Source organism: Kitasatospora sp. NPDC047058, assembly GCF_040643935.1.
In the GTDB taxonomy this organism is placed as follows: domain Bacteria; phylum Actinomycetota; class Actinomycetes; order Streptomycetales; family Streptomycetaceae; genus Kitasatospora.
Genome location: NZ_JBEYVJ010000044.1, coordinates 1 through 19,053, shown reverse-complemented (window position 1 = coordinate 19,053; position 19,053 = coordinate 1). Strand labels below are relative to the sequence as shown.

Here is a 19,053-nt window from a genome sequence, read left to right as displayed (position 1 = left end):
CCTCAAGAGGCTCCCCGCCGCGCCCGACCGGGGGTCGGTGGGAGGCCCGCGAACGGGCCCCCGGGTCGGAGCCGTACCGCCCTCCGTGGGGGAGGCAGGGCGGTACGGCGGTCGGTGATTCGGCTAGACGGCCACGACGTCCCGGTGCTCCGGGAAGTGGCAGGCCGCCTCCCGGGCCCCCGGTCCGGCGATCCGCAGCAGCGGCCGTTCGGTCCGGCAGACGTCCTGGGCCTTCGGACAGCGCGGGTGGAAGCTGCACCCGGACGGCGGGTTGGCCGGGCTCGGCGGGTCGCCGAGCAGCACGATCCGCTCACGCGCCCGCTCGGCGGCCGGGTCCGGCAGCGGCACGGCGGAGAGCAGCGCCCGGGTGTACGGGTGGGCCGGGTTGCCGTACACCTCCTCCTTCGCGCCGATCTCGACGATCCGGCCGAGGTACATCACCGCGACCCGGTCGCAGACCCGCTTGACCACCGAGAGGTCGTGCGCGATGAAGATGTACGCCAGCCCCAGCTCGTCCTGGAGCCGCTCCATCAGGTTGACCACCTGGGCCTGGATCGAGACGTCCAGCGCCGAGACCGGTTCGTCGGCGACGACCAGCCGGGGCGAGGTGGCCAGCGAGCGGGCGATGCCGATCCGCTGCGCCTGGCCGCCGGAGAACTCGTGCGGGTAGCGGTCCAGGTGCTCGGGGATCAGTCCGACCAGTTCCATCAGCTCGGCGGCCCGCTTCCGGGCCCCGGCCGCGCCGGCGCCCTGGACCAGCAGCGGTTCGGAGATGATCCGGGCCACCGTCTGGCGGGGGTTGAGCGAGGAGTACGGGTCCTGGAAGACCATCTGCAGGTGCCGCCGGTGCGGCCGCAGTTCGGCCTGCGAGAGGCCGCCGATCTCGGCGCCGTCGAAGGTGACGGTGCCCGAGGTGGGGTCGAGCAGCCGGACGATCATCCGCCCGGTGGTGGACTTGCCGCAGCCGGACTCGCCGACCAGGCCGAGCGTCTCGCCCTTGCCGACGTCGAAGCTCACCCCGTCCACCGCCCGGACCGGGGCGCCGGCCCGGCCGGTGCGGCCGCGCTTGCCGGGAAAGGTCTTCACCAGGTCCCGGACGGACAACAGCGGTTCGGACGGCTGCGGTCCGGGCAGCGACGGTTCGGCGGCGGACGGACGGGCGGTCATCGGAGGGCTCCTTGCGGCACCAGCGGCAGGTGGCAGGCGGCCTGGTGGCCGGGGGCGAGCAGGTCGAACGCGGGGCGCTCGGCCAGGCACCGGGTGTGCTCCTCGGCGGTGGCCGCGGTGGTGCGGGCGCAGCGCGGGGCGAAGGAGCAGCCGGGGGCCGGGGCGATCAGCGACGGCGGGCTGCCGGGGATGGCCCGCAGCGGGGCGTCGTCGGTGTCGTCCAGGCGGGGCAGCGAGTCGAGCAGCCCGCGGGTGTACGGGTGCGCGGGGGCGCCGAACAGCCGGTCGACCGGGGCCTGTTCGGCGGCCCGGCCGCCGTACATCACCAGCACCTCGTGGGCGACCCGGGCGACCACGCCCAGGTCGTGGGTGATCATGACGACGCCGAGGCCGCGGTCCTGCTGGATCCGGGCGATCAGGTCGAGGATCTGGGCCTGCACGGTGACGTCGAGCGCGGTGGTGGGCTCGTCGGCGATCAGCAGGTCCGGTTCGCAGGCGAGCGCCATGGCGATCATCACGCGCTGGCGCATGCCCCCGGAGAACTGGTGCGGGTACTCGTCGACCCGGCGGGCCGGCTCGGGGATGCCCACCTCGCCGAGCATCTCGACCGCGCGTTGGCGGCCGGTCCTGCGGGAGGCCTTGAAGTGGACGCGGTAGTGCTCGGCGATCTGCTCGCCGACGGTGTAGAAGGGGTGCAGGCTGGAGAGCGGGTCCTGGAAGATCATGGCGATCCGCCGGCCCCGGACGGTGCCGAGTTCGCGCTCGCCCAGTCCGACCAGCTGCTGCCCGGCCAGCCGGATCGAGCCGGTGACGGCGGCGCCGCGGTGCAGGCCCATCACGGCCAGCGAGGTGACGGACTTGCCGCTGCCGGACTCGCCGACCAGCCCCAGCGTCTGCCCGGCCGCGACGGTGAAGGAGATGCCGTCGACGGCCCGGACGGTGCCGCGCGGGGTGTCGAAGGAGACCCTGAGGTCCTCGACCTCCAACAGAGCAGCCATCAGTACCTCACTCTCGGGTCGACCACCGCGTAGAGCAGGTCGACCAGCAGGTTCGCCGCGACGATGAAGAAGGCCGCGAGCAGGGTGACGCCGAGGATGACGGGCTGGTCGGACCGGCCCAGCCCGTCGTAGAACAGCCGGCCGACGCCGGGCAGGCCGAAGATCGACTCGGTGATGACGGCGCCCGCGAGCAGGCCGCCGAGGTCCATGCCGAAGATGGTGAGGATGGGCGTCATCCCGGAGCGCAGCCCGTGCTTGACCGTGACGGTGCGGGCCGGCAGGCCCTTGGCGCGGGCGGTGCGGATGTACGGCTCGGCCATCGTCTCGATCATCGAGTTGCGGCTCTGCCGGGCATACATGGCCGCGTACAGCAGGGCCAGCGCGATCCAGGGGAGCAGCAGGTTGGACGCCCAGTCGACCGGGCCGTCGGTGAACTTGTGGTACGCCGGGTAGGGCAGCAGGCCGGCGGTCCGGACGACCCCCCAGATCAGCATGATCGAGGTGAAGTAGACCGGCAGCGAGGCGGTGCCGACCGAGAGCACCATCAGGGTCCGGTCGGTGATGCCGCCCTTGCGCAGGGCGGAGGTGACGCCGGCCCCGAGGCCGAGGACCAGCCAGAGCGCCGCGGCGCCGAGGGCGAGCGAGACCGAGACCGGGAGCCGGTCCACCAGCAGGTCCCATACCGGCAGCCCGTACTCGTAGGAGTAGCCGAGGCAGGGGAAGCCGCAGTGGGTGGCGCTGGGGCCGGTGCCGTAGTCGCGGCCGGCGAAGATGCCGGCCACGTAGCTGCCGAACTGGTCCCAGACCGGCTTGTCGAGGCCCATCGCCGCCTTGACGTCGGCGAGCCGCTCGGGGCTGCAGGTCTTGCCGCAGGCCGCTGCGGCCGGGTCGTTGGGCAGCAGGTAGAAGATGGTGAAGGTGATGGCGCAGATGGCGAGCAGGATGCCCGCCACGCCGGCCAGCCTTCGGCCGAGGTAGAGGATCACGACCGGCCTCCCCGGGGGTCGAGGATGTCGCGCAGCGCGTCCCCGAGCAGGGTGAAGGCGAGCACGGCGAGGAACAGGAAGACCGTCGGGATCAGGAAGTACGTCGGGTCGGTCTCGTAGTGGAGGATGCTCTCGGCGATCATCTGGCCCCAGGACGGGGTCGGCGGGCGGACGCCCACGCCGAGGTAGCTGAGCGCGGCCTCGGTGGCGATCATGCCGGGGATCAGCAGCGTGGTGTAGGCGATGACCGGGCCGGAGACGTTCGGCAGGATCTCCCGGGTGAGGATCCGCCAGGAGCGGGCCCCGCCGACCTTGGCGGCCTCGACGTACTCGCGGTGTTTGAGCGAGAGGGTCTGGCCGCGGACCACCCGGGCGATGCCGGGCCAGGTGAACAGGCCGATCACCAGGGTGATCAGCAGGATCCGGTTGACGTCCTTGGCCACCGACATCATCGCGATCATGAAGATCAGCGAGGGGAAGGACATGGTGAGGTCCATCAGCCGGGACAGCAGCGTGTCGACCCGGCCGCCGAAGTAGCCGGCCGCGATCCCGGCCAGGGTGCCGGTGACGACGACCACGGCGGTGGCCGTGAACGCGATCAGCAGCGAGACCTGGCCGCCGTGCAGGACCCGGGCGAACAGGTCGCGGCCGGTGATCGGTTCGACGCCCAGCCAGTGACGGGTGCTGATGCCGCCGAAGTCGCCCTTGGGCAGGCCGCCCAGGTACGGGTCGATGGCCCGTTTGTCGAACTCCTCGGGGGACCAGCCGCCGAGCGAGCTCAGCGGGCCGGCCAGGGCGGCCGCCAGGACCATCACGGCGACCGTGACCAGCCCGAACCGGGCCGCGCCCCTGGACCAGAGCTGGTCCCAGACCAGCCGCCACGGACCACGCCCGGCGGCCTTCGCGGGGCCCGCCGCCGCGCTCTCCACGACGGCGGCGGGCTCAGTGGTGGTACTCATCAGCCCTGGCTCTTCGAGGGGTCCTTGAGGCCGACCACGGCCATGTCGATCATCCCGGCGTAGCCGGAGTTGCCGAACGCGCCGGCCACGTTGGTGCCGGTCAGCAGCGGGCGGCGCTGCCACATCAGCGGGACGGCCGGAGCCTTCTTCAGCAGCTCCTCGTCCAGCTGCTGCCAGGCCTTGTTGGCCGCGGCCACGTCCGTCATGGCCGCGATCTCGTCCATCCGGTCCATCGTGGCCTGGTCCTTGAACTGGCTGTAGTTGCCCTGGTTGCCCTTCTCCTTGATGGTCCGGCCGTCGAACAGGAACGGGAAGAAGGTCGCGGCGGACGGGTAGTCCGGGCACCAGCCCTGGATGGTCAGCTCGGGGGCGTTCTTGGTGTCGCCGATGGTGTCGGCGAAGGCGGACGCGTCCACGGTGTTGACGGTGACCTGGACGCCGGCCTTGGCCAGCGACTGCTGGATCGCCTCGCCGCGGGTCTTGTCGCCGAGGGAGACGGTGAGCCCGACCTTGAGGTCGGTCTTGCCGGCCGCCTTCAGCAGCTCCTTGGCCTTCGCGGGGTCGCCGGCGGCCGGGACCTTCAGCGGGTCGGCCTTGGCCCCGGCGGTCAGCGACGGCGGCAGGTACGAGGTGGCGACGTCGGCCATCGCCGGCCCGCCGAACGCGGTGACCTGGGCCTCGCGGTCGACCGCCCACATCATCGCCTCGCGGACCTTCGGGTCGTCGAAGGGCGCCTTGGCCGTGTTGAGGAACAGCATGTCGGTACAGCCGGTCCGCTCGGCCGCCATCCGGGCCTTGACGTCCGCCTTGGGCAGCACCTTGGAGACGGACTCGTGCTGCATCCACGGCATCTCGACGGCGTTGGCGTCGGCGCCGTCGCTGGCGATGATCCGGTCGTCGGCCTGGCCGCCCTTGAGGCCCTGGGTCACCACGATCTTGTCGGGGTAGGCCTTGCGGACCGGGTCGGTGGCGGCGTCCCAGTTGGTGTTGCGGACCAGCACGAGCTGCTTGCCGCGATCGTAGGTCTCGATCTTGTACGGGCCGGAGGCGAACGGCCGCGAGTCGTACTGGGTCCCCTTCTCCTGGGACTGCGGCACCGGGGAGAAGGTGGGCAGGGTGGTGGTGTAGGAGAACTCGGCGACCGGGCGCTTCAGGTGGAAGACGATGGTCTTGTCGTCCGGGGTCTCGATGCTCGGCAGGTGCTCGCCGGTGAGCGGGCCCTTGTACTTCTCGCCGCCCTCCAGGTACTGGATCGCGTAGTCGGGGCCGCCGGTGAGGTCCGGCGAGAAGGAGCGCTCGACGTTGTACTTGATGTCGGCGGCCTTGATCGGCGTGCCGTCCTCGTACTTGAGGCCGTCCTTCAGGGTGAAGGTCCACACCTTGCCGCCGTCCGAGGACTTCCCGAGGTCGGTGGCGAGGTCCGGGACGATCTCGCTGCCCGCCGCGCCCGGCTCGGCCTTGAAGGTGACCAGGGTGCGGTAGAGCAGCCGGGTGCCGAAGTCCATGTGCGGCAGCACCCAGTTGCGCGCCGGGTCGAGGTGGGCGAAGTCCTGGTTGGTCAGCACGGTGAGGGTGCCGCCCTTGGCCGGCGTACCGCCGATGATCGTGCCGGCCTCCGCGCCCGGACCCTTGGTGGACGCGGCCGTGCTGTCGCCGCCGCTGTCGCTCTTGTCGCTCTTGTCGTTCTTGCAGGCCCCGAGGCCGAGGGTGAGGGTCGCCGCGAGGGCCGCCGCGAGGGCGGCGTGGGTGCGCCTGGTCATGTGCAACTCCGCAGTGGGGGGCCCGCCGTGAGGCCCGTGGTCCGACCCCGGGGCTGGTCCGGGGCCCGGCCGGGAGGGCGACCTCAGGGGGTCTAGCCGCTCCGCGGTGTGACCCGTAACATAGTAATGTGAAATTGCACTGCACAAGAGGTGATGCCGCCCGTTACCGAGCTGTGTCCGTGCAACCCCCCAGCCCCGCTTAGGAGTAGACCCGGTGACCCTCCGCCAGACCGGCCTCAACACCGGCAGCCACGACCTGCCCGTCTCCCCCGCCCTCGACGCCTTCATGGGCACCGACTGGGCCCCCACCCCGCTCCCCGCCGGCCGGCGCGTGCCCGGGTACGCCGTGCTGCCCGGGCGTCACGCGCGGCTCTCCGCCGCCTTCCCCGGCGAGCGGCTGATCGTCCCCGCGGGCCGGCTCAAGGTCCGCAGCAACGACGTCGACCACCGCTTCCGCCCGCACAGCGCCTACGCCTGGCTCACCGGCCTCACCGGCGAGGACCAGGTCGGCCACGTCCTCGTCCTCGAACCGGCCGGCCCCGACGGCCACGAGCCCGTCCTCTACCTGCGCCCCCGTTCACCGCGCGGCGGCGACCCGGTCCGCGGCGCCGAGTTCTACCGCGACCGCCGCTACGGCGAGTTCTGGGTCGGCCGCCGCCCCGACCTCGCCGAGGCCGCCCGGCTCACCGGCATCCGCGCCGAGCACCTCGACGACCTGGAGAAGCTGCTCACCGGCCCGCAGCCGGCCACCCGGGTGCTCACCGGCGTCGACCCCGAACTCGACGCCGCCGCCGGCCGCCCCGGCGCCGCCGCGCTCGCCGGGGCCGACGGCCTGCTCGCCGCCGTGCTCTCCGAACTGCGCCTGGTCAAGGACGCCTGGGAGGTCGAACAGCTCCAGCTCTCCGTCGACCACACCGTGCTGGGCTTCCAGGACGTCGTCCGCGCCCTGCCCGCCGCGCTCCGCCACCACCGCGGCGAGCGCTGGATCGAGGGCGTCTTCAACCTGCGCGCCCGCGCCGAGGGCAACGGCACCGGCTACGACACCATCGCCGCCTCCGGCGCCCACGCCTGCGTCCTGCACTGGATCCGCAACGACGGCCCGCTCGACGCCTCGCAGCTGCTGCTGCTCGACGCCGGCGTCGAGACCGACACCCTCTACACCGCGGACATCACCCGCACCCTCCCGCTCTCCGGCACCTTCAGCCCCGTCCAGCGCCAGGCCTACGAACTGGTCCTCGCCGCCCAGCAGGCCGGCATCGACGCCCTGCGCCCCGGCGCCCGGTTCCGCGACTTCCACCACGCCGCCGCGCGCGTCATCGCCGAGGGCCTCGCCGACTGGGGCGTCCTGCCGGTCTCCGCCGAGGAGGCCCTCGCCGACGACTCCGGCCTCTACCGCCGCTACACCCTCTGCGGCACCGGCCACATGCTCGGCCTCGACGTCCACGACTGCGCCAGGGCCCGCGCGGAGACGTACCTGGACGGCGTCCTCGAGGAGGGCCACGTCCTCACCGTCGAGCCCGGCCTCTACCTCCAGCCCGACGACGAGACCCTCCCGCCCGAACTCCGCGGCCTGGGCATCCGCATCGAGGACGACCTGGTCATCACCTCCGACGGCGCCCGCCTGATGTCCGGTGACCTCCCCCGCACCGTCCCCGCCATCGAGTCCTGGATGGCCGGCCTGCTCGGCTGAACCGCCCTCCGCCGGCCGGGGGTCCGGGCGGCCCCGACCGTCCGGGCCCGGTGCCGCGCGAGGAGCGGCCGGGGTGCTCAGCGACGCGCCTGCTCCCACAGCTCCGTGACGATCTCCGCGGCCGGCCCGGACCGGGCCGCCCGGTGGCCGGTGCCCGCCCACAGGTGCATCGCCGAGGTGTCCGCGCGCGCCGTCGCCGCCGCACGCAGCGGCCGGGTCAGGTGGTGCACCTCGGGGTAGGCGGCCGGCGCGTAGCGCCCGTACCGCTCGATGAACGCGTTGCGCAGTCCGCGGGCCGGACGGCCGGTGAAGGCCCTGGTCACCACCGTCTCCGGCAGTTCGCCCAGCGCCGCCCGGTGCGGCGCCGACGCGCCGGACTCGTCCGCCCGCAGCAGCGCCGTCCCCAGCTGGACGGCCCCCGCACCGGCCCGCAGCGCCGCCGCGATCCCCGCCCCGTCGGCCAGACCCCCGGCGGCGATCAGCGGCAGCCGCGTCACCTCCCGGACGGCGGCCAGCAGTTCGAGCAGCGGGACGTCCCCCGGCCGGTCCGCCACCCGGTGGGTGGCCCGGTGTCCGCCCGCCTCCGGGCCCTGCACGCACAGCGCGTCCATCCCGGCCGCCTCGGCGGCCCGCGCCTCCTCCGGCGTGGTGACGGTGCCGACCTGGTACGTGCCGGCCGCCCGCAGCGCCCGCACCTCCTCGGGCGCGGGCAGGCCGAAGGTGTACGACACCACCGGGACGGGCTCCGGCCCGGCCGCCAGCGCGGCGATCTTGGCGTCCCAGTCGTCGCGGTCCGGCGCGACCGTCTCCGGCAGCCGGACGCCGTGGCGCGCGGCCTCCGGCAGCAGGTGCGCGCGGTAGGCGGCGACGGCCTGCGGGTCGCCGGGCGCGGCCGGCACGAAGAGGTTCACGCCGAACGGGCGGTCGGTCAACTCCCGGACCCGCGCGATCTGTTCGGCCATCGCGGCGGCGCTGCGGTACCCCGCGGCGAGGAAGCCCAGCCCGCCGGCCCCGTTCACCGCGGCCACCAGCTCCGGTGTGGACGCCCCGCCCGCCATGGGCGCGGCGACGACGGGAACGGCGAGCTCGTCGGGGCGGACGGCGGCCATACGGGTTCCTCCACTCCGGGGGACGGCCCGGACCCGCTCAACCCTACGCCCGCCCGTCCGGCGCGCACGGTCCGGGCGACGCCGCCGGACCGCTCACACCCCGCGCCGGATCAGCCCCCGCCCGCGCGCCTCCCGCACCGCCGCCGTGCGCGAATCCACGCCCAGCTTCGTGTAGATGTGCACCAGGTGCGACTTCACCGTGGCCTGGCTCAGGTGCAGCCTCTGGCTGATCTGCTGGTTGGTGAGCCCGTCGGCCACCAGCCCCAGCACCTCCGTCTCCCGCGCGCTGAGCGCCGCCGCCGGCGTCCGCATCCGCTCCAGCAGCCGGTCCGCGACCGTGGCCGCCAGCGCCGTGCGCCCGGCCGCGGCCGAGCGGACGGCCCGGGCCAGCTCCTCCGGCGGCGCGTCCTTGAGCAGGTACCCCGTGGCCCCGGCCTCCAGCGCTGGGAGGGTGTCGGCGTCGGTGTCGTAGGTGGTGACGACGAGCACCCGCGGCGCCCCCGGCCGCGCGGTGATCGCCGCCGTGGCCTGGGCACCGTTCATCGCCGAGCCGGGCCCGAACTGGAGGTCCATCAGCACCACGTCGGCCGCCACCTCCTCCGCCAGCTGCACCGCCCGCTCCGCGGTGGCGGCCTCCGCCACGATGGCGAAGTCCGGCTCGCTCTCCAGCACGGCCCGCAGCCCGGCCCGGACCACCGGATGGTCGTCGGCCAGCAGCAGCCGGATCACTCCGTCGGTCACGAGGGCTCCTCATTCGCCGTGGAAACGGGCACCGGCAGCAGGACGGCCAGCGCCGTCCCCTCCCCCGGTGCGGACTCGACCGTGAAGGTACCGCCAAGCGCCCGCGCCCTGGCCCGCATCGACGGCAGGCCGAACCCGCCCTCCCCGGCGGCCGCGCCCGCGGCCGCGGCCACCGCCGCCGGGTCGAAGCCGGTCCCGTCGTCGAACACGTCCAGCGCCACCTCGCCCTCCATGTAGCTGAGCGTGACCTCGGCGTGCGAGGCCCCGGCGTGGCGCACCGCGTTGCCGAGCGCGGACTGCGCGATCCGCAGCAGCGCGACCTCCTGCGGGACCGGCAGCTGCACCTGGTCACCGGAGACGTGCAGCCGGACGGACAGGCCGCTGTGCGCCGTGGTGGTGGCGCACAGGCGTTCCAGGGCGACCGGCAGCGACGCCCCCTCCAGGTCCGCCGGGGCGAGCGCACGGACGAAGCGCCGGGCCTCGGCCAGGTTGTCCTGGGCGGCCTGACGGGCCTGTTCGACGTAGCCGGCGGCGGCCTCGGTCCGCTCGGGCAGGGCCCGCTGGGCGGCGCGCAGCAGCAGCTGGATGCTGGAGAGGCTCTGGGCGAGGGTGTCGTGGATCTCCCGGGCGAGCCGTTCGCGCTCGGCCAGCACACCGGCCGTGTGGTGGGCGGCGGCGAGGTCGGCGCGGGCGGCGGTCAGCTCGTCGATGAGCCGGCGCCGCTCCTCGCTCTCCCGGTACAGCGCCTGGTAGCCGAGCACGGTGGCGGTGGCGACGGCCGCACCGAGCGCGGGCCCGATGGCGGCGGCGACGCTGACGGTGTGCTGGTGCCAGGACCAGCCGACGATCGCCGCGACGGCGGTGAAGCCGACGGCCGCTAGTCCGCCCCGCCGGCCGAGCAGGTGCAGCTCCAGGAAGTACAGCGGGAAGGCCAGCCAGACCCCGTCCTGGGTGGCGACCAGCACGCCGGCCCAGGTGACGCCGAGCAGGGCCAGCCAGAGCGCCGCCGCCCGCCGGGAGCGCCGGACGGAGCCGAGCAGCGGTCCGACGGCGTAGACGGCGGCCATCGCGGTGGCCGCGGCGGTCACGGCGGCCACCTCGCCGCCCCGCCCGAGGGCGGCCCGGACGACGGTGAGCGCGAGGAGGCCCGCCACGAGCAGGTGCAGGCAGACCTGGAGTACGCGGGCGACGGGGGTGGTGCGGGATCGTTCGGTCGCCATCCGTCCAGCCTAGGGTCCGCCACGCCCGACGGGCATCAATCAAAAGGTTGAACTCCGCTTCTGCCCTTTGATGCCGGGGATCCAATCCCCGGTGCGATGCGCCGACGGCCCCGCCTCCGCGACCGTGGTGACCGTTGCCGCAGAGACGCAGAAGGAGAGGCCGGTCGTGTTCGTCGCCTGGAGGGACCTGGGGTTCGCCAAGGGGCGGTTCGCCCTGATGGGGACCGTCATCGTGCTGATCACCGTGCTGGTCGGCCTGCTCTCCGGGCTGACCGCCGGGCTGGGCCGGCAGAACATCTCGGCGATCACCGGGCTGCCCGCCGACCACCTGGTCTTCTCCAAGCCCGCCGACGGCCAGAAGCTCTCCTTCACCGACTCCCAGGTGACGCCGGAGCAGTGGCAGGGCTGGGCGGAGCAGCCGGGGGTCACGGCGGCGCAGCCGCTCGGCATCACCACCACCAAGGCGGCCGCCGGGCAGCGCACCGCCGCGCTCTCCGCGTTCGGCGTCCCGGACGGCTCCGGCCTGGCCCCGCAGGGCTCCCCGGTCGCGCCCGGGCGGGCGGTGCTCTCGGAGAGCGCCGCCGAGAACCTGGGCGGTCTACGCCCCGGCGCGGCCTTCACCCTGGCGGGCCACCCGCTTCAGGTCGCCGCGGTGGCCGGCGACGCCTCGTACAGCCACACCCCGGTCGTCTGGACCAGCCTCGCCGACTGGCAGCGGTTCGCCCCGGGCGGCACCGGGCACGCCACCGTGATCGCCCTGACCACGGGCCCCGGCGCGGACCTCGCCGCCGGGGACACCCGCTTCGGCACCGAGACCCGCAGCCGCGGGGACGCGCTCGCCGCGATCGGCTCCTACACCTCCGAGAACGGCTCGCTGCAGCTGATGCGCGGCTTCCTGTTCGCCATCTCGGCACTGGTGATCGGCGCCTTCTTCACCGTGTGGACGATCCAGCGCAGCGGGGACATCGCCGTGCTGAAGGCGCTCGGCGCCTCCACCCGCTACCTGCTCCGGGACGCGCTCGGCCAGGCCGTGCTGCTGCTGGTCCTCGGCACCGCCGTGGGCACCGCGATCGCGGTCGGCGCCGGGGCGCTGATCGGCTCCGCGGTGCCGTTCGTCCTGGACGCACCGACCGTCCTGCTGCCGGCCGCCGTGATGATCGCGCTCGGCGCGGTCGGCGCCGCCCTGTCCATCCGCCGGATCACCTCCGTCGACCCGCTGACCGCCCTGGGGAGCGCCCGATGACGCTGGAACTCGACCGCATCACCCTCACCTACCCGGACGGCGACGGCCGGCTGACCGCCCTGGACGAGGTCTCGCTGACCGTCCCCGCGGGCTCGATCACGGCGGTGGTCGGCCCGTCCGGCTCCGGCAAGTCCAGCCTGCTGGCGGTCGCCGCGACGCTGATCGCCCCGGACTCCGGCCGGGTCGTGGTGGACGGCGTCGAGACGGCCGGCCTGAACCGGGCGGAGCTCACCGCGCTGCGCCGGGACCGGATCGGCATCGTCTTCCAGCAGGCCAACCTGCTGCCCTCGCTCACCGCCGTCGAGCAGCTCCAGGTGATGGCCCACCTCGGCGGCGGCTCCCCGCGCGCGGCCCGCCCCCGGGCGCTGGAGCTCCTGGACGCCGTGGGCCTGCGCGGCCAGGCCGCCCGCCGTCCGCACCAGCTCTCCGGCGGTCAGCGGCAACGCGTCAACATCGCCCGTGCCCTGATGAACGACCCCACGGTGCTGCTGGTCGACGAGCCCACCAGCGCCCTCGACCACGAACGCGGCGCCGCCGTCCTCGACCTGATCACCGACCTCACCCACCGCCGGGCCACCGCCACCGTCCTGGTCACCCACGACCGCACGCACCTCACGGCCGTCGACCAGGTGGCCGAGGTCCACGACGGGAGGCTGGCGGTGCCTGCGGCGGCGTGAGCTACTTCTTCGCCGTGAGCACGTCGTCCACCGAGAGCGTCACCGGCGCCCCGATCGACTCCGGCAGCGTGAACGACTGCCCGGGGTGGTGGACGGCGTGCACGCGGTACTCCCCGTCCTGCGGCTCGGTCAGCACCATGACCCGCTGGTTGGTCCGGTCCACGATGACGTAGACGGGGACACCGGCGGAGGCGTAGGCGAACGGCTTCTTCTTCAGGTCGTCGCTGAGGTTGGAGGACGTCACCTCAAGGACGAGGCGGAAGGCCACCGGGTCGTAGCAGTTGTACTCGATCAGGTGGTCGTCGATGTCGGTGTCGACGATCGACAGGTCCGGGACGGCGTAGTCCGACGGCCCGTCCGGCAGCCAGATGCCGACGTTCTGCAGAACGTCGACCTCGCCCCCGTCGAGGCCCGCCGCGAACAGGACGCGCATGAGACGGCTCAACGACTTGCCGTGCGAAGCGTTCGGCGGCGGCGTCACGGTGATCTGGCTCCCGACGATCTCGACCCGGTGCCCGGCGAACTGGTTGGAGATCAGTTCAGCGGCTTCGAGCAGCGTCGGCTGCTCCATGGGCTCTTCCACTGCTGCGGCGGACACGGAATTCCTCCTTGCTGCCGATGTCGAGAGCATCATCGTAGAACCGGGGCCCGCGCAGGCGCCTGATCGTCGCTCTTCACCCGGACGAGTGGTTTAAGCCCCTTACCGCGCCCGCAGCTTCAGCGCCGGGCGGGCTTCCTCCGCCTCGCCCTGGCCCTCGGCCCAGAGGGAGCGGACGTGGCCGAGGTGGCGGGCCATGCAGGCCTCGGCCGCGTCGGCGTCGCCGGAGAGCATCAGGTCCAGCAGCTCCAGGTGCTCCTCGGCGGAGGTGACGAGTTCGCCGGCCTGGTCGAGGCGGGTGAGGCCGTAGAGGCGGGAGCGCTTGCGCAGGTCCCCGACCACCTCGACCAGGTGGGCGTTGCCGGCCAGGCCGAGCAGGTCGAGGTGGAACTGGCGGTCGGCCTCCAGGTAGCCGATCAGGTCGTGCTTGCGGGCGGCGGCGACGATCGCCTCGGCCTGCGGGCGCAGCCGCTCCAGCTGTTCGGCGGTGGCGGTACGGGTGACCCGGCCGACGGTGGGGATCTCGATCAGGGCGCGGATCTCGGTGTACTCGTCGAGGTCGCGCTCGGTCAGCTCGGTGACCCGGAAGCCCTTGTTGCGGACGGCCTCGACCAGGCCCTCGCGGGCGAGGTCGAGCATGGCCTCACGGACGGGGGTGGCGGAGACGCCGAAGTCGGCGGCCAGGGCGGGCGCGGAGTAGACCACGCCGGGGCGCAGTTCGCCGGAGATCAGGGCGGCGCGGAGCGCGTGGGCGACCTGGTCGCGCAGCCGCTCCTGGACGGAGATCAGGGTGCGGGGTTTCAGGTCGGACATGGTGTTCCTCCGGGTGGTTGCAGAACACCAGCGTACAATGTCACGTTACGTTGAGCATGCAACAGTCCGTGATTCGGATGCCCCGTCGGCGGCTCCCGCCGATGCCGGAGCCCATCGTGACAGCGGCCGCCGGCCGTGACAACGGCCGGCGGCCCACTTCCTGCGGGTGAACCCGCTACACCCCCGCTACACCCCCGTTACGCCCCCCGGAACAGTCCGACCAGGCTGGTCGCACTGGAGGCACCGTGCCCGGCGGCGACCCCGCGCCGGAAGTAGCCGGCCAGCAGCCCGGGCAGCGCGCCGTCCACCCCGGAGGCCTCCACGGTGTGCCGGACGTGCTCGACGCTGGCCAGGCCCATCGCGAGCCGGTCCACGTCGCCCCCGTGCCGCCCGGCCGCGATCCGGGGCGCGTAGAACTCCAGGAATCCGGGCATCGAGGCTGCCGTCGAGGAGGCGTACGGCAGGAACTCGTCGGCCGGGATGCCGTTCGCCTCGGCGACGGCGGTGGCGTGCAGGTAGCCGACCAGCGAGGTCCAGAAAAGGTCCATCTGGATCTGGTAGTACAGCTGGGCCAGCCCCGGATCGTCGCCCCGGTAGTCGGCGGCGGTCAGCACCTCCAGGGTGGCCCGGTGCCGCTGGAACAGCTCGACCGGACCGCTGTAGAAGGTGGACGACCCGGCCTTGCCGATGCCCGAGGGCGGCACCTGCACCCCGCCGGTGAGGTGGCCCGCGCCCAGCGCGGCGAGCCGGCGGGCGGCCTCGCGGGCCCGGTCCGGGGTGTCCGAGCTGAGGTTGACGACGGCCTTTCCGGCCAGCGCGCCCCCGGCCGCGCCGAGCACGGCGAACACCGCGTCGTAGTCGGTGAGACTGAGCACCACCAGCTCGTTGGCCGCCACGGCGGCCTCGGCGCTCGGGGCCAGGACGGCACCGCGGGCGACCAGCCCGTCGGCCCGGCCGGCGGTCCGGTTCCAGACCGTGACGGCGTGGCCGGCGTCCAGGTACGCACCGGCCATCGCCCGCCCCATCGGCCCGAGGCCGATCACGGTGACGGGCGCCTTGCCGGGCTGCTGCTGTGCGACGGACATGGGGATCCCCCTCCACTAGAACGAACGCTCTATCCAGGATGAAGCTAACACAGCTCTGGAACGAACGCTCTATCCATTCCGTCGGCTAGACTCCCCGCGTGAAGACGACGACCACCGGCACCCGCGAGCGGATCGTCCGGGCCACCTCACGGCTGCTGCAGCGCCAGGGGTACGAGGGCACCGGGATCAAGCAGATCTCGCGCGAGGCGGAGGCCACCCTCGGCTCCGTCTACCACTTCTTCCCCGGCGGCAAGCAGGAGTTGGCCGCCGAGGCGATACGGCACGGCGACCAGGAGTTCGCCGGGCTGCTCCGCGAGGGGCTGGGCGCTTCCCCCGACCCGGCCGAGGCGATCACCGCCTGCACCCGGCTGCTCGCCGAGGCCCTGCGCGCCTCCGAGTGGCAGGACGGGTGCCCGATCACCAGCACCGCACTGGAGACGGTCGGCCGCGCCCCGGTGATCGAGCAGGCCGTCGTGGCGGCGTTCGCCAACTGGCGCGCCATCGTCGAGGAGAAGCTGCGCGCGTCCGGCCTCGGGGCGGACGACGCCCGCGAACTCGCCGCCACCGTCATCAACACCCTCGAAGGCGCCGAGCTGGCCGCCCAGATCGCCCGCAGCGAGGAGCCGCTGCACCTCACCGGCAGACACCTGGCCCGCCTGATCGGCACCTACCGCTAGGGGGCTGTCGCTACCGCCGGGGCCCGCCCCCGGGAACGCGGAAGCGGCCGGTGCGGCAGGGGATCCCTTCCCGCCGCACCGGCCGCAGCTCCGGCCACCCGCCATCGCGGGCCACTCACTACAACGCCCGACCACCCCCGGGGAAACGACCGTGGGAATCGAACTCGCCCGCTACGACCGCCGCCCGCCCGGCAGCCGGAAGCGCCCCGCCGCCCTGGTGCGGCTCTCCACCGGCCACGGCCCGGGTCTGGCCGACGCCCTCGCGGCCCACGCCCACCCCGACCACCGCCTCGGGCGGATCGATCCGTACGGTGACACGGAGTTCAACGAGCAGGACGCCGCCGCGGCACTGGCCGAAGCGGCCGGCCTGCTCGCCCGGTGCACCACCGAACAGCAGCGGGCGGCCGTCCGCGACCTGGCCGGCCTGCTCACCGAGTGCGCCGGTACGCCCGGCAGTCGGCTCTGCTTCCTCGGCGACTGAGCACCGAGCGCCGAACGCCGGGCACCGGGCACCGAGCACCGAACGCCGGGCACCGAACGCCGGGCACCCCGGCGCTCAGCCGGTGCGGCCGCGCCGGTGCGCCTCGGCCGCGACGGCGAGGTCCTCCCAGGCCATCCCGACGCTCTTGAAGAACCGCGGCCGGCCGCTCGGCACCGGCGCCTCGCCACGCACCAGCTCGGCCAGGTTCCACAGCGTGTCGGCCCCGGTGACGCCCGCCATCAGCAGGTCGCCGGCCTCCCGCAGCGCGGCCGCCCGCGCCTCGACGTACAGCTCGGCCCGGCCGACCAGCACCCCGTCCACCTCGCGCGCGTCCGGCTCGTGCGAGCCGACCGCCGCCACGGCGGCGTGGGCGGGCACCAGCGCACCGTCGAACAGCGGGGTGCGCGCGGTGGTGCAGCAGACCACCAGGTCGGCCTCCGCCACCGCGGCGGGCGTGCCCACCACCGCCGCGAGCCCCCGCGCCCGCGCGTAGCGGACGAGCGCCTCGGCGGGCGCCTCGCTGCGGGCCACCACCGTGGCCCGGGTCAGCGGCCGGACGGCGAGCAGCGCGTCCAGGTGCCCGTACGCCTGCGGGCCGGCGCCGAACAGCACCAGGTGCGCGGCGTCCGGCGCGGCCAGCCGGGAGAGCGCGACGGCGGTGACCGCGGGTGTGCGGAGCGCGGTGAGCGCCGCGCCGTCGAGCAGCGCGACCGGCTGCAGAGTCGGCCCGTCCAGCAGCAGGTAGCTGCCGGTGATCCGGGGCAGTCCGGCGGCGGGGTTGGCCGGGGCCACCCCGGCGATCTTCACCCCGGCGTACGCGGCGGAGGCGGCCGGCATCAGCAGCAGCTCCCCCGCCGGCACCCGTACCGCCGACCGGGCGGGCGCGGCCTCCGGGTCCAGCCCGTCCAGCAGCACCCGCTCGATCGCCTCGGCCGCCTGCCCCGGCGTCAGCCCGGGCGGCGCCCCCGTCGCTCCCCCGTCGCGGCCGGGAGGTGCCCCCGGCGCACGGTCCTCCACCCCGCGGGCGCCCGGCGCGGCGTGCTGGAGCGGCTCAACCACCGCGCCGGGCAGTGTGGGTGCGTCACGCACGGGCACGTCTCGAACGGCCGCGACACCAGCGGCCCCGTCACCGTCGGCCGCGTCGCCGGCAGGCCCGCCAAGGGCAGGCGCACCGGGGGCAGGCTTACCGAGGGCAGCCCCCTCACCCCGGCCGGTCAAAGCAGGAACCCCGTGCCCAGCGCATCGTCCGGCTCCAGCACGAAACCGTGCTCCCCGGTGCGGTGGGCGGTGCCGGTGACCTCGGTGACCACGCCCGCGCCGAGCGGGTCGCCGCCCGGACGGACCCGGCCGGTGAAGACCGTGCCGATCACCGACTCGTGCCGCAGTTCCTCGTCGGGCCCGAGCCGGCCCTCGGCGGCCAGGACGGCGAGCCGGGCCGAGGTGCCGGAGCCGCACGGCGAGCGGTCGATCTGGCCGTCGGCGAAGACGGTGACGTTGCGCTGGTTCACCCACCCGCCGGCGGACGGCAGTTCGTCGTACAGGATGACCCCGTAGACGCCGGAGAGCAGCGGGTCCGTCGGGTGCTGCACGGCCGGCGCGTCGGCCAGCGCGGCCCGGATCTCCCGCCCGACGGCGGTGAGTTCGGGCAGCAGGCCGGGTTCGACGGCCAGTCCGACCGCGGCCGCCGGCACCGAGACGTAGCAGGCGCCGGCGTGTGCGACGGCGACCTCCACCACGCCCCGCGAGGTCTCCACCGCCAGCTTGAGCGCGCTGACGACGGCCGGCACGTTGCGGAAGGTGACGCCGGTGGTCCGGCCGCCCGAGCGGTGGACCAGGGCGGTGACCCGCCCGGACGGGACGTCGATCCGCACCTGCGCCACCCCGTCGTCCGGGGCCGCGACCAGCCCGGAGTCCACCGCCCAGGCGCCGAGCGCGATGGTGCCGTGCCCGCAGGCGGTCGAGTAGCCGTCCTTGTGCCAGAACAGCACGCCGAGGTGCGCCTCGTCGTCGTCCGGCGGCACCAGGAACCCGCCGTACATCCCGGCGTGCCCGCGCGGCTCCCGGGTGAGCAGCTGCCGCACCCGGTCGAGCGCGCTCGGGCGGGGTGCGGTGGCCGTGCCGCCCGCGCCGAGCGCGATGGCCCGGCGCTCGGCGACGCCGTCCCCGGGGATGGCCGGCGCACCGTCCAGGACGATCCGGAACGGTTCGCCGGCCGTGTGGTAGTCCACCGTCCGTACCAGCATCACGCGCTCCCGGCCGGCAGCACGCTGACGGTGCGGCTCGCGGTGTAGAAGTCCATGGCGGCCAGGCCCTGTTCGCGGTCGCCGTGGCTCGCGCCCTTGGCGCCGCCGAACGGCAGGTGGAAGTCGACGCCGCTGGACGGCGCGTTGATCCGGATCATGCCCGCGTCCAGCCGGTCGGCGGCGGCCAGCGCCACGTCCAGGCTGCGGGTGTGGACCGAGGCGGACAGCGTGTACGGGGTGTCGTTCGCGAGCGTGATCGCCTCGTCCAGGTCGGCCGCCTCGTGCAGCACGGCGATCGGGCCGAAGAACTCCTCGCGCTGCAGCGGGTGGTCCGCCGGCACACCGGCGACCAGGGTCGGGTCGAGGTACCAGCCGGTGCGGTCCGGGGTGCCGCCGCCGGTCAGCACCTCCGCCCCGGCCTCCCGGGCGGTCGCGACGGCGGCCGTGATGTCGTCCCGGGTGGCGGCGTTGATGAGCGGCCCGCACGTGCTGTCGTCGACCTGCGCCAGCGTCTCCAACGACAACCTGCGCAAGGGCGCCGCGCTCAACGCCGTCCAGCTCGCGGAGCTGGTCGCCGCCGAACTGACGGGCTGACCCCGCCCGCGC

The 19,053-nt window shown here is 74.3% G+C and carries 19 protein-coding genes; 5 read left to right on the top strand and 14 right to left on the bottom strand.

The annotated features are described in order from the left end of the window. Nucleotides 1–123 precede the first annotated feature (123 nt). The 5 genes from ABZ885_RS09805 to ABZ885_RS09785 are packed head-to-tail and all read right to left on the bottom strand — an operon-like array spanning nucleotide 124 to nucleotide 5,870. On the bottom strand, nucleotides 124–1,167 hold the full coding sequence (locus ABZ885_RS09805) for an ABC transporter ATP-binding protein (RefSeq protein WP_360185690.1): 1,044 nt from the start codon (nucleotides 1,165–1,167) through the stop codon (nucleotides 124–126). Then, nucleotides 1,164–2,165 (bottom strand): ABC transporter ATP-binding protein, encoded by a 1,002-nt coding sequence (locus tag ABZ885_RS09800; protein ID WP_360185687.1) that lies wholly within the window; start codon nucleotides 2,163–2,165, stop codon nucleotides 1,164–1,166. Before ABZ885_RS09800 ends, ABZ885_RS09805 begins: the two co-directional genes overlap by 4 nt. Continuing rightward, nucleotides 2,165–3,151, bottom strand: a complete 987-nt coding sequence (locus tag ABZ885_RS09795; protein WP_360185685.1) for an ABC transporter permease — start codon at nucleotides 3,149–3,151, stop codon at nucleotides 2,165–2,167. The genes ABZ885_RS09800 and ABZ885_RS09795 overlap by 1 nt, the downstream gene beginning before the upstream one ends. After that, nucleotides 3,148–4,110, bottom strand: a complete 963-nt coding sequence (locus ABZ885_RS09790; protein WP_360185682.1) for an ABC transporter permease — start codon at nucleotides 4,108–4,110, stop codon at nucleotides 3,148–3,150. The genes ABZ885_RS09795 and ABZ885_RS09790 overlap by 4 nt, the downstream gene beginning before the upstream one ends. Continuing rightward, nucleotides 4,110–5,870 carry an ABC transporter substrate-binding protein gene (locus ABZ885_RS09785; RefSeq protein ID WP_360185679.1) on the bottom strand — a complete coding sequence of 587 codons (1,761 nt, stop codon included), beginning with the start codon at nucleotides 5,868–5,870 and terminating at the stop codon, nucleotides 4,110–4,112. The genes ABZ885_RS09790 and ABZ885_RS09785 overlap by 1 nt, the downstream gene beginning before the upstream one ends. A 214-nt stretch (nucleotides 5,871–6,084) precedes the next feature. On the opposite strand from ABZ885_RS09785, the gene ABZ885_RS09780 reads away from it, so the two are divergent. Continuing rightward, nucleotides 6,085–7,560: an aminopeptidase P family protein gene (locus ABZ885_RS09780; protein ID WP_360185676.1), complete on the top strand. Its 1,476-nt coding sequence runs from the start codon at nucleotides 6,085–6,087 to the stop codon at nucleotides 7,558–7,560. A gap of 77 nt (nucleotides 7,561–7,637) precedes the next feature. On the opposite strand, the gene ABZ885_RS09775 is transcribed toward ABZ885_RS09780, so the two are convergent. The 3 genes from ABZ885_RS09775 to ABZ885_RS09765 all read right to left on the bottom strand — a co-directional run bounded on the left by ABZ885_RS09775 (nucleotide 7,638) and on the right by ABZ885_RS09765 (nucleotide 10,630). After that, nucleotides 7,638–8,669 (bottom strand): nitronate monooxygenase, encoded by a 1,032-nt coding sequence (locus ABZ885_RS09775; RefSeq protein ID WP_360185673.1) that lies wholly within the window; start codon nucleotides 8,667–8,669, stop codon nucleotides 7,638–7,640. A 93-nt stretch (nucleotides 8,670–8,762) separates the two neighbouring features. Further along, nucleotides 8,763–9,410 carry a response regulator transcription factor gene (locus tag ABZ885_RS09770; protein WP_360185670.1) on the bottom strand — a complete coding sequence of 216 codons (648 nt, stop codon included), beginning with the start codon at nucleotides 9,408–9,410 and terminating at the stop codon, nucleotides 8,763–8,765. Beyond that, the gene (locus ABZ885_RS09765; RefSeq protein WP_360185668.1) at nucleotides 9,407–10,630 is read right to left on the bottom strand and encodes a sensor histidine kinase; all 1,224 of its coding nucleotides are present in this window, start codon (nucleotides 10,628–10,630) and stop codon (nucleotides 9,407–9,409) included. Before ABZ885_RS09765 ends, ABZ885_RS09770 begins: the two co-directional genes overlap by 4 nt. Before the next feature lie 166 nt (nucleotides 10,631–10,796). Here ABZ885_RS09765 and ABZ885_RS09760 point away from each other — a divergent pair, with 166 nt between their 5' ends. Then, entirely contained in the window at nucleotides 10,797–11,873 is a 1,077-nt protein-coding gene (locus ABZ885_RS09760) for an ABC transporter permease (protein ID WP_360185665.1), read from the top strand. Next, nucleotides 11,870–12,550, top strand: coding sequence for an ABC transporter ATP-binding protein (locus ABZ885_RS09755; protein WP_360185662.1), 681 nt, complete (start codon nucleotides 11,870–11,872; stop codon nucleotides 12,548–12,550). Before ABZ885_RS09760 ends, ABZ885_RS09755 begins: the two co-directional genes overlap by 4 nt. A gap of 1 nt (nucleotide 12,551) precedes the next feature. Here the strand turns inward: ABZ885_RS09755 and ABZ885_RS09750 are convergent, their stop codons facing one another. The 3 genes from ABZ885_RS09750 to ABZ885_RS09740 form a co-directional block, all read right to left on the bottom strand. Beyond that, nucleotides 12,552–13,148, bottom strand: coding sequence for a Uma2 family endonuclease (locus ABZ885_RS09750; protein WP_360185659.1), 597 nt, complete (start codon nucleotides 13,146–13,148; stop codon nucleotides 12,552–12,554). 102 nt (nucleotides 13,149–13,250) lie between these two features. After that, nucleotides 13,251–13,961: a GntR family transcriptional regulator gene (locus ABZ885_RS09745; RefSeq protein WP_360185657.1), complete on the bottom strand. Its 711-nt coding sequence runs from the start codon at nucleotides 13,959–13,961 to the stop codon at nucleotides 13,251–13,253. Between the two features lie 197 nt (nucleotides 13,962–14,158). Further along, a complete protein-coding gene (locus tag ABZ885_RS09740; RefSeq protein WP_360185654.1) occupies nucleotides 14,159–15,046 on the bottom strand; it encodes an NAD(P)-binding domain-containing protein in 888 nt (295 codons plus the stop codon). A 98-nt stretch (nucleotides 15,047–15,144) separates the two neighbouring features. Here ABZ885_RS09740 and ABZ885_RS09735 point away from each other — a divergent pair, with 98 nt between their 5' ends. Both ABZ885_RS09735 and ABZ885_RS09730 read left to right on the top strand, forming a co-directional pair. Further along, nucleotides 15,145–15,723, top strand: coding sequence for a TetR/AcrR family transcriptional regulator (locus tag ABZ885_RS09735; protein ID WP_360185651.1), 579 nt, complete (start codon nucleotides 15,145–15,147; stop codon nucleotides 15,721–15,723). Nucleotides 15,724–15,874: 151 nt separating this feature from the next. Then, a complete protein-coding gene (locus ABZ885_RS09730) occupies nucleotides 15,875–16,204 on the top strand; it encodes a hypothetical protein (RefSeq protein WP_360185648.1) in 330 nt (109 codons plus the stop codon). Between the two features lie 75 nt (nucleotides 16,205–16,279). On the opposite strand, the gene ABZ885_RS09725 is transcribed toward ABZ885_RS09730, so the two are convergent. The 3 genes from ABZ885_RS09725 to ABZ885_RS09715 all read right to left on the bottom strand — a co-directional run bounded on the left by ABZ885_RS09725 (nucleotide 16,280) and on the right by ABZ885_RS09715 (nucleotide 18,956). Beyond that, entirely contained in the window at nucleotides 16,280–17,155 is an 876-nt protein-coding gene (locus ABZ885_RS09725) for an ornithine cyclodeaminase family protein (RefSeq protein ID WP_360185723.1), read from the bottom strand. Nucleotides 17,156–17,418: 263 nt separating this feature from the next. After that, nucleotides 17,419–18,447, bottom strand: coding sequence for a proline racemase family protein (locus ABZ885_RS09720; protein ID WP_360185646.1), 1,029 nt, complete (start codon nucleotides 18,445–18,447; stop codon nucleotides 17,419–17,421). Continuing rightward, entirely contained in the window at nucleotides 18,447–18,956 is a 510-nt protein-coding gene (locus tag ABZ885_RS09715; protein WP_360185721.1) for an aldehyde dehydrogenase family protein, read from the bottom strand. The genes ABZ885_RS09720 and ABZ885_RS09715 overlap by 1 nt, the downstream gene beginning before the upstream one ends. Between the last annotated feature and the right edge of the window lie 97 nt (nucleotides 18,957–19,053).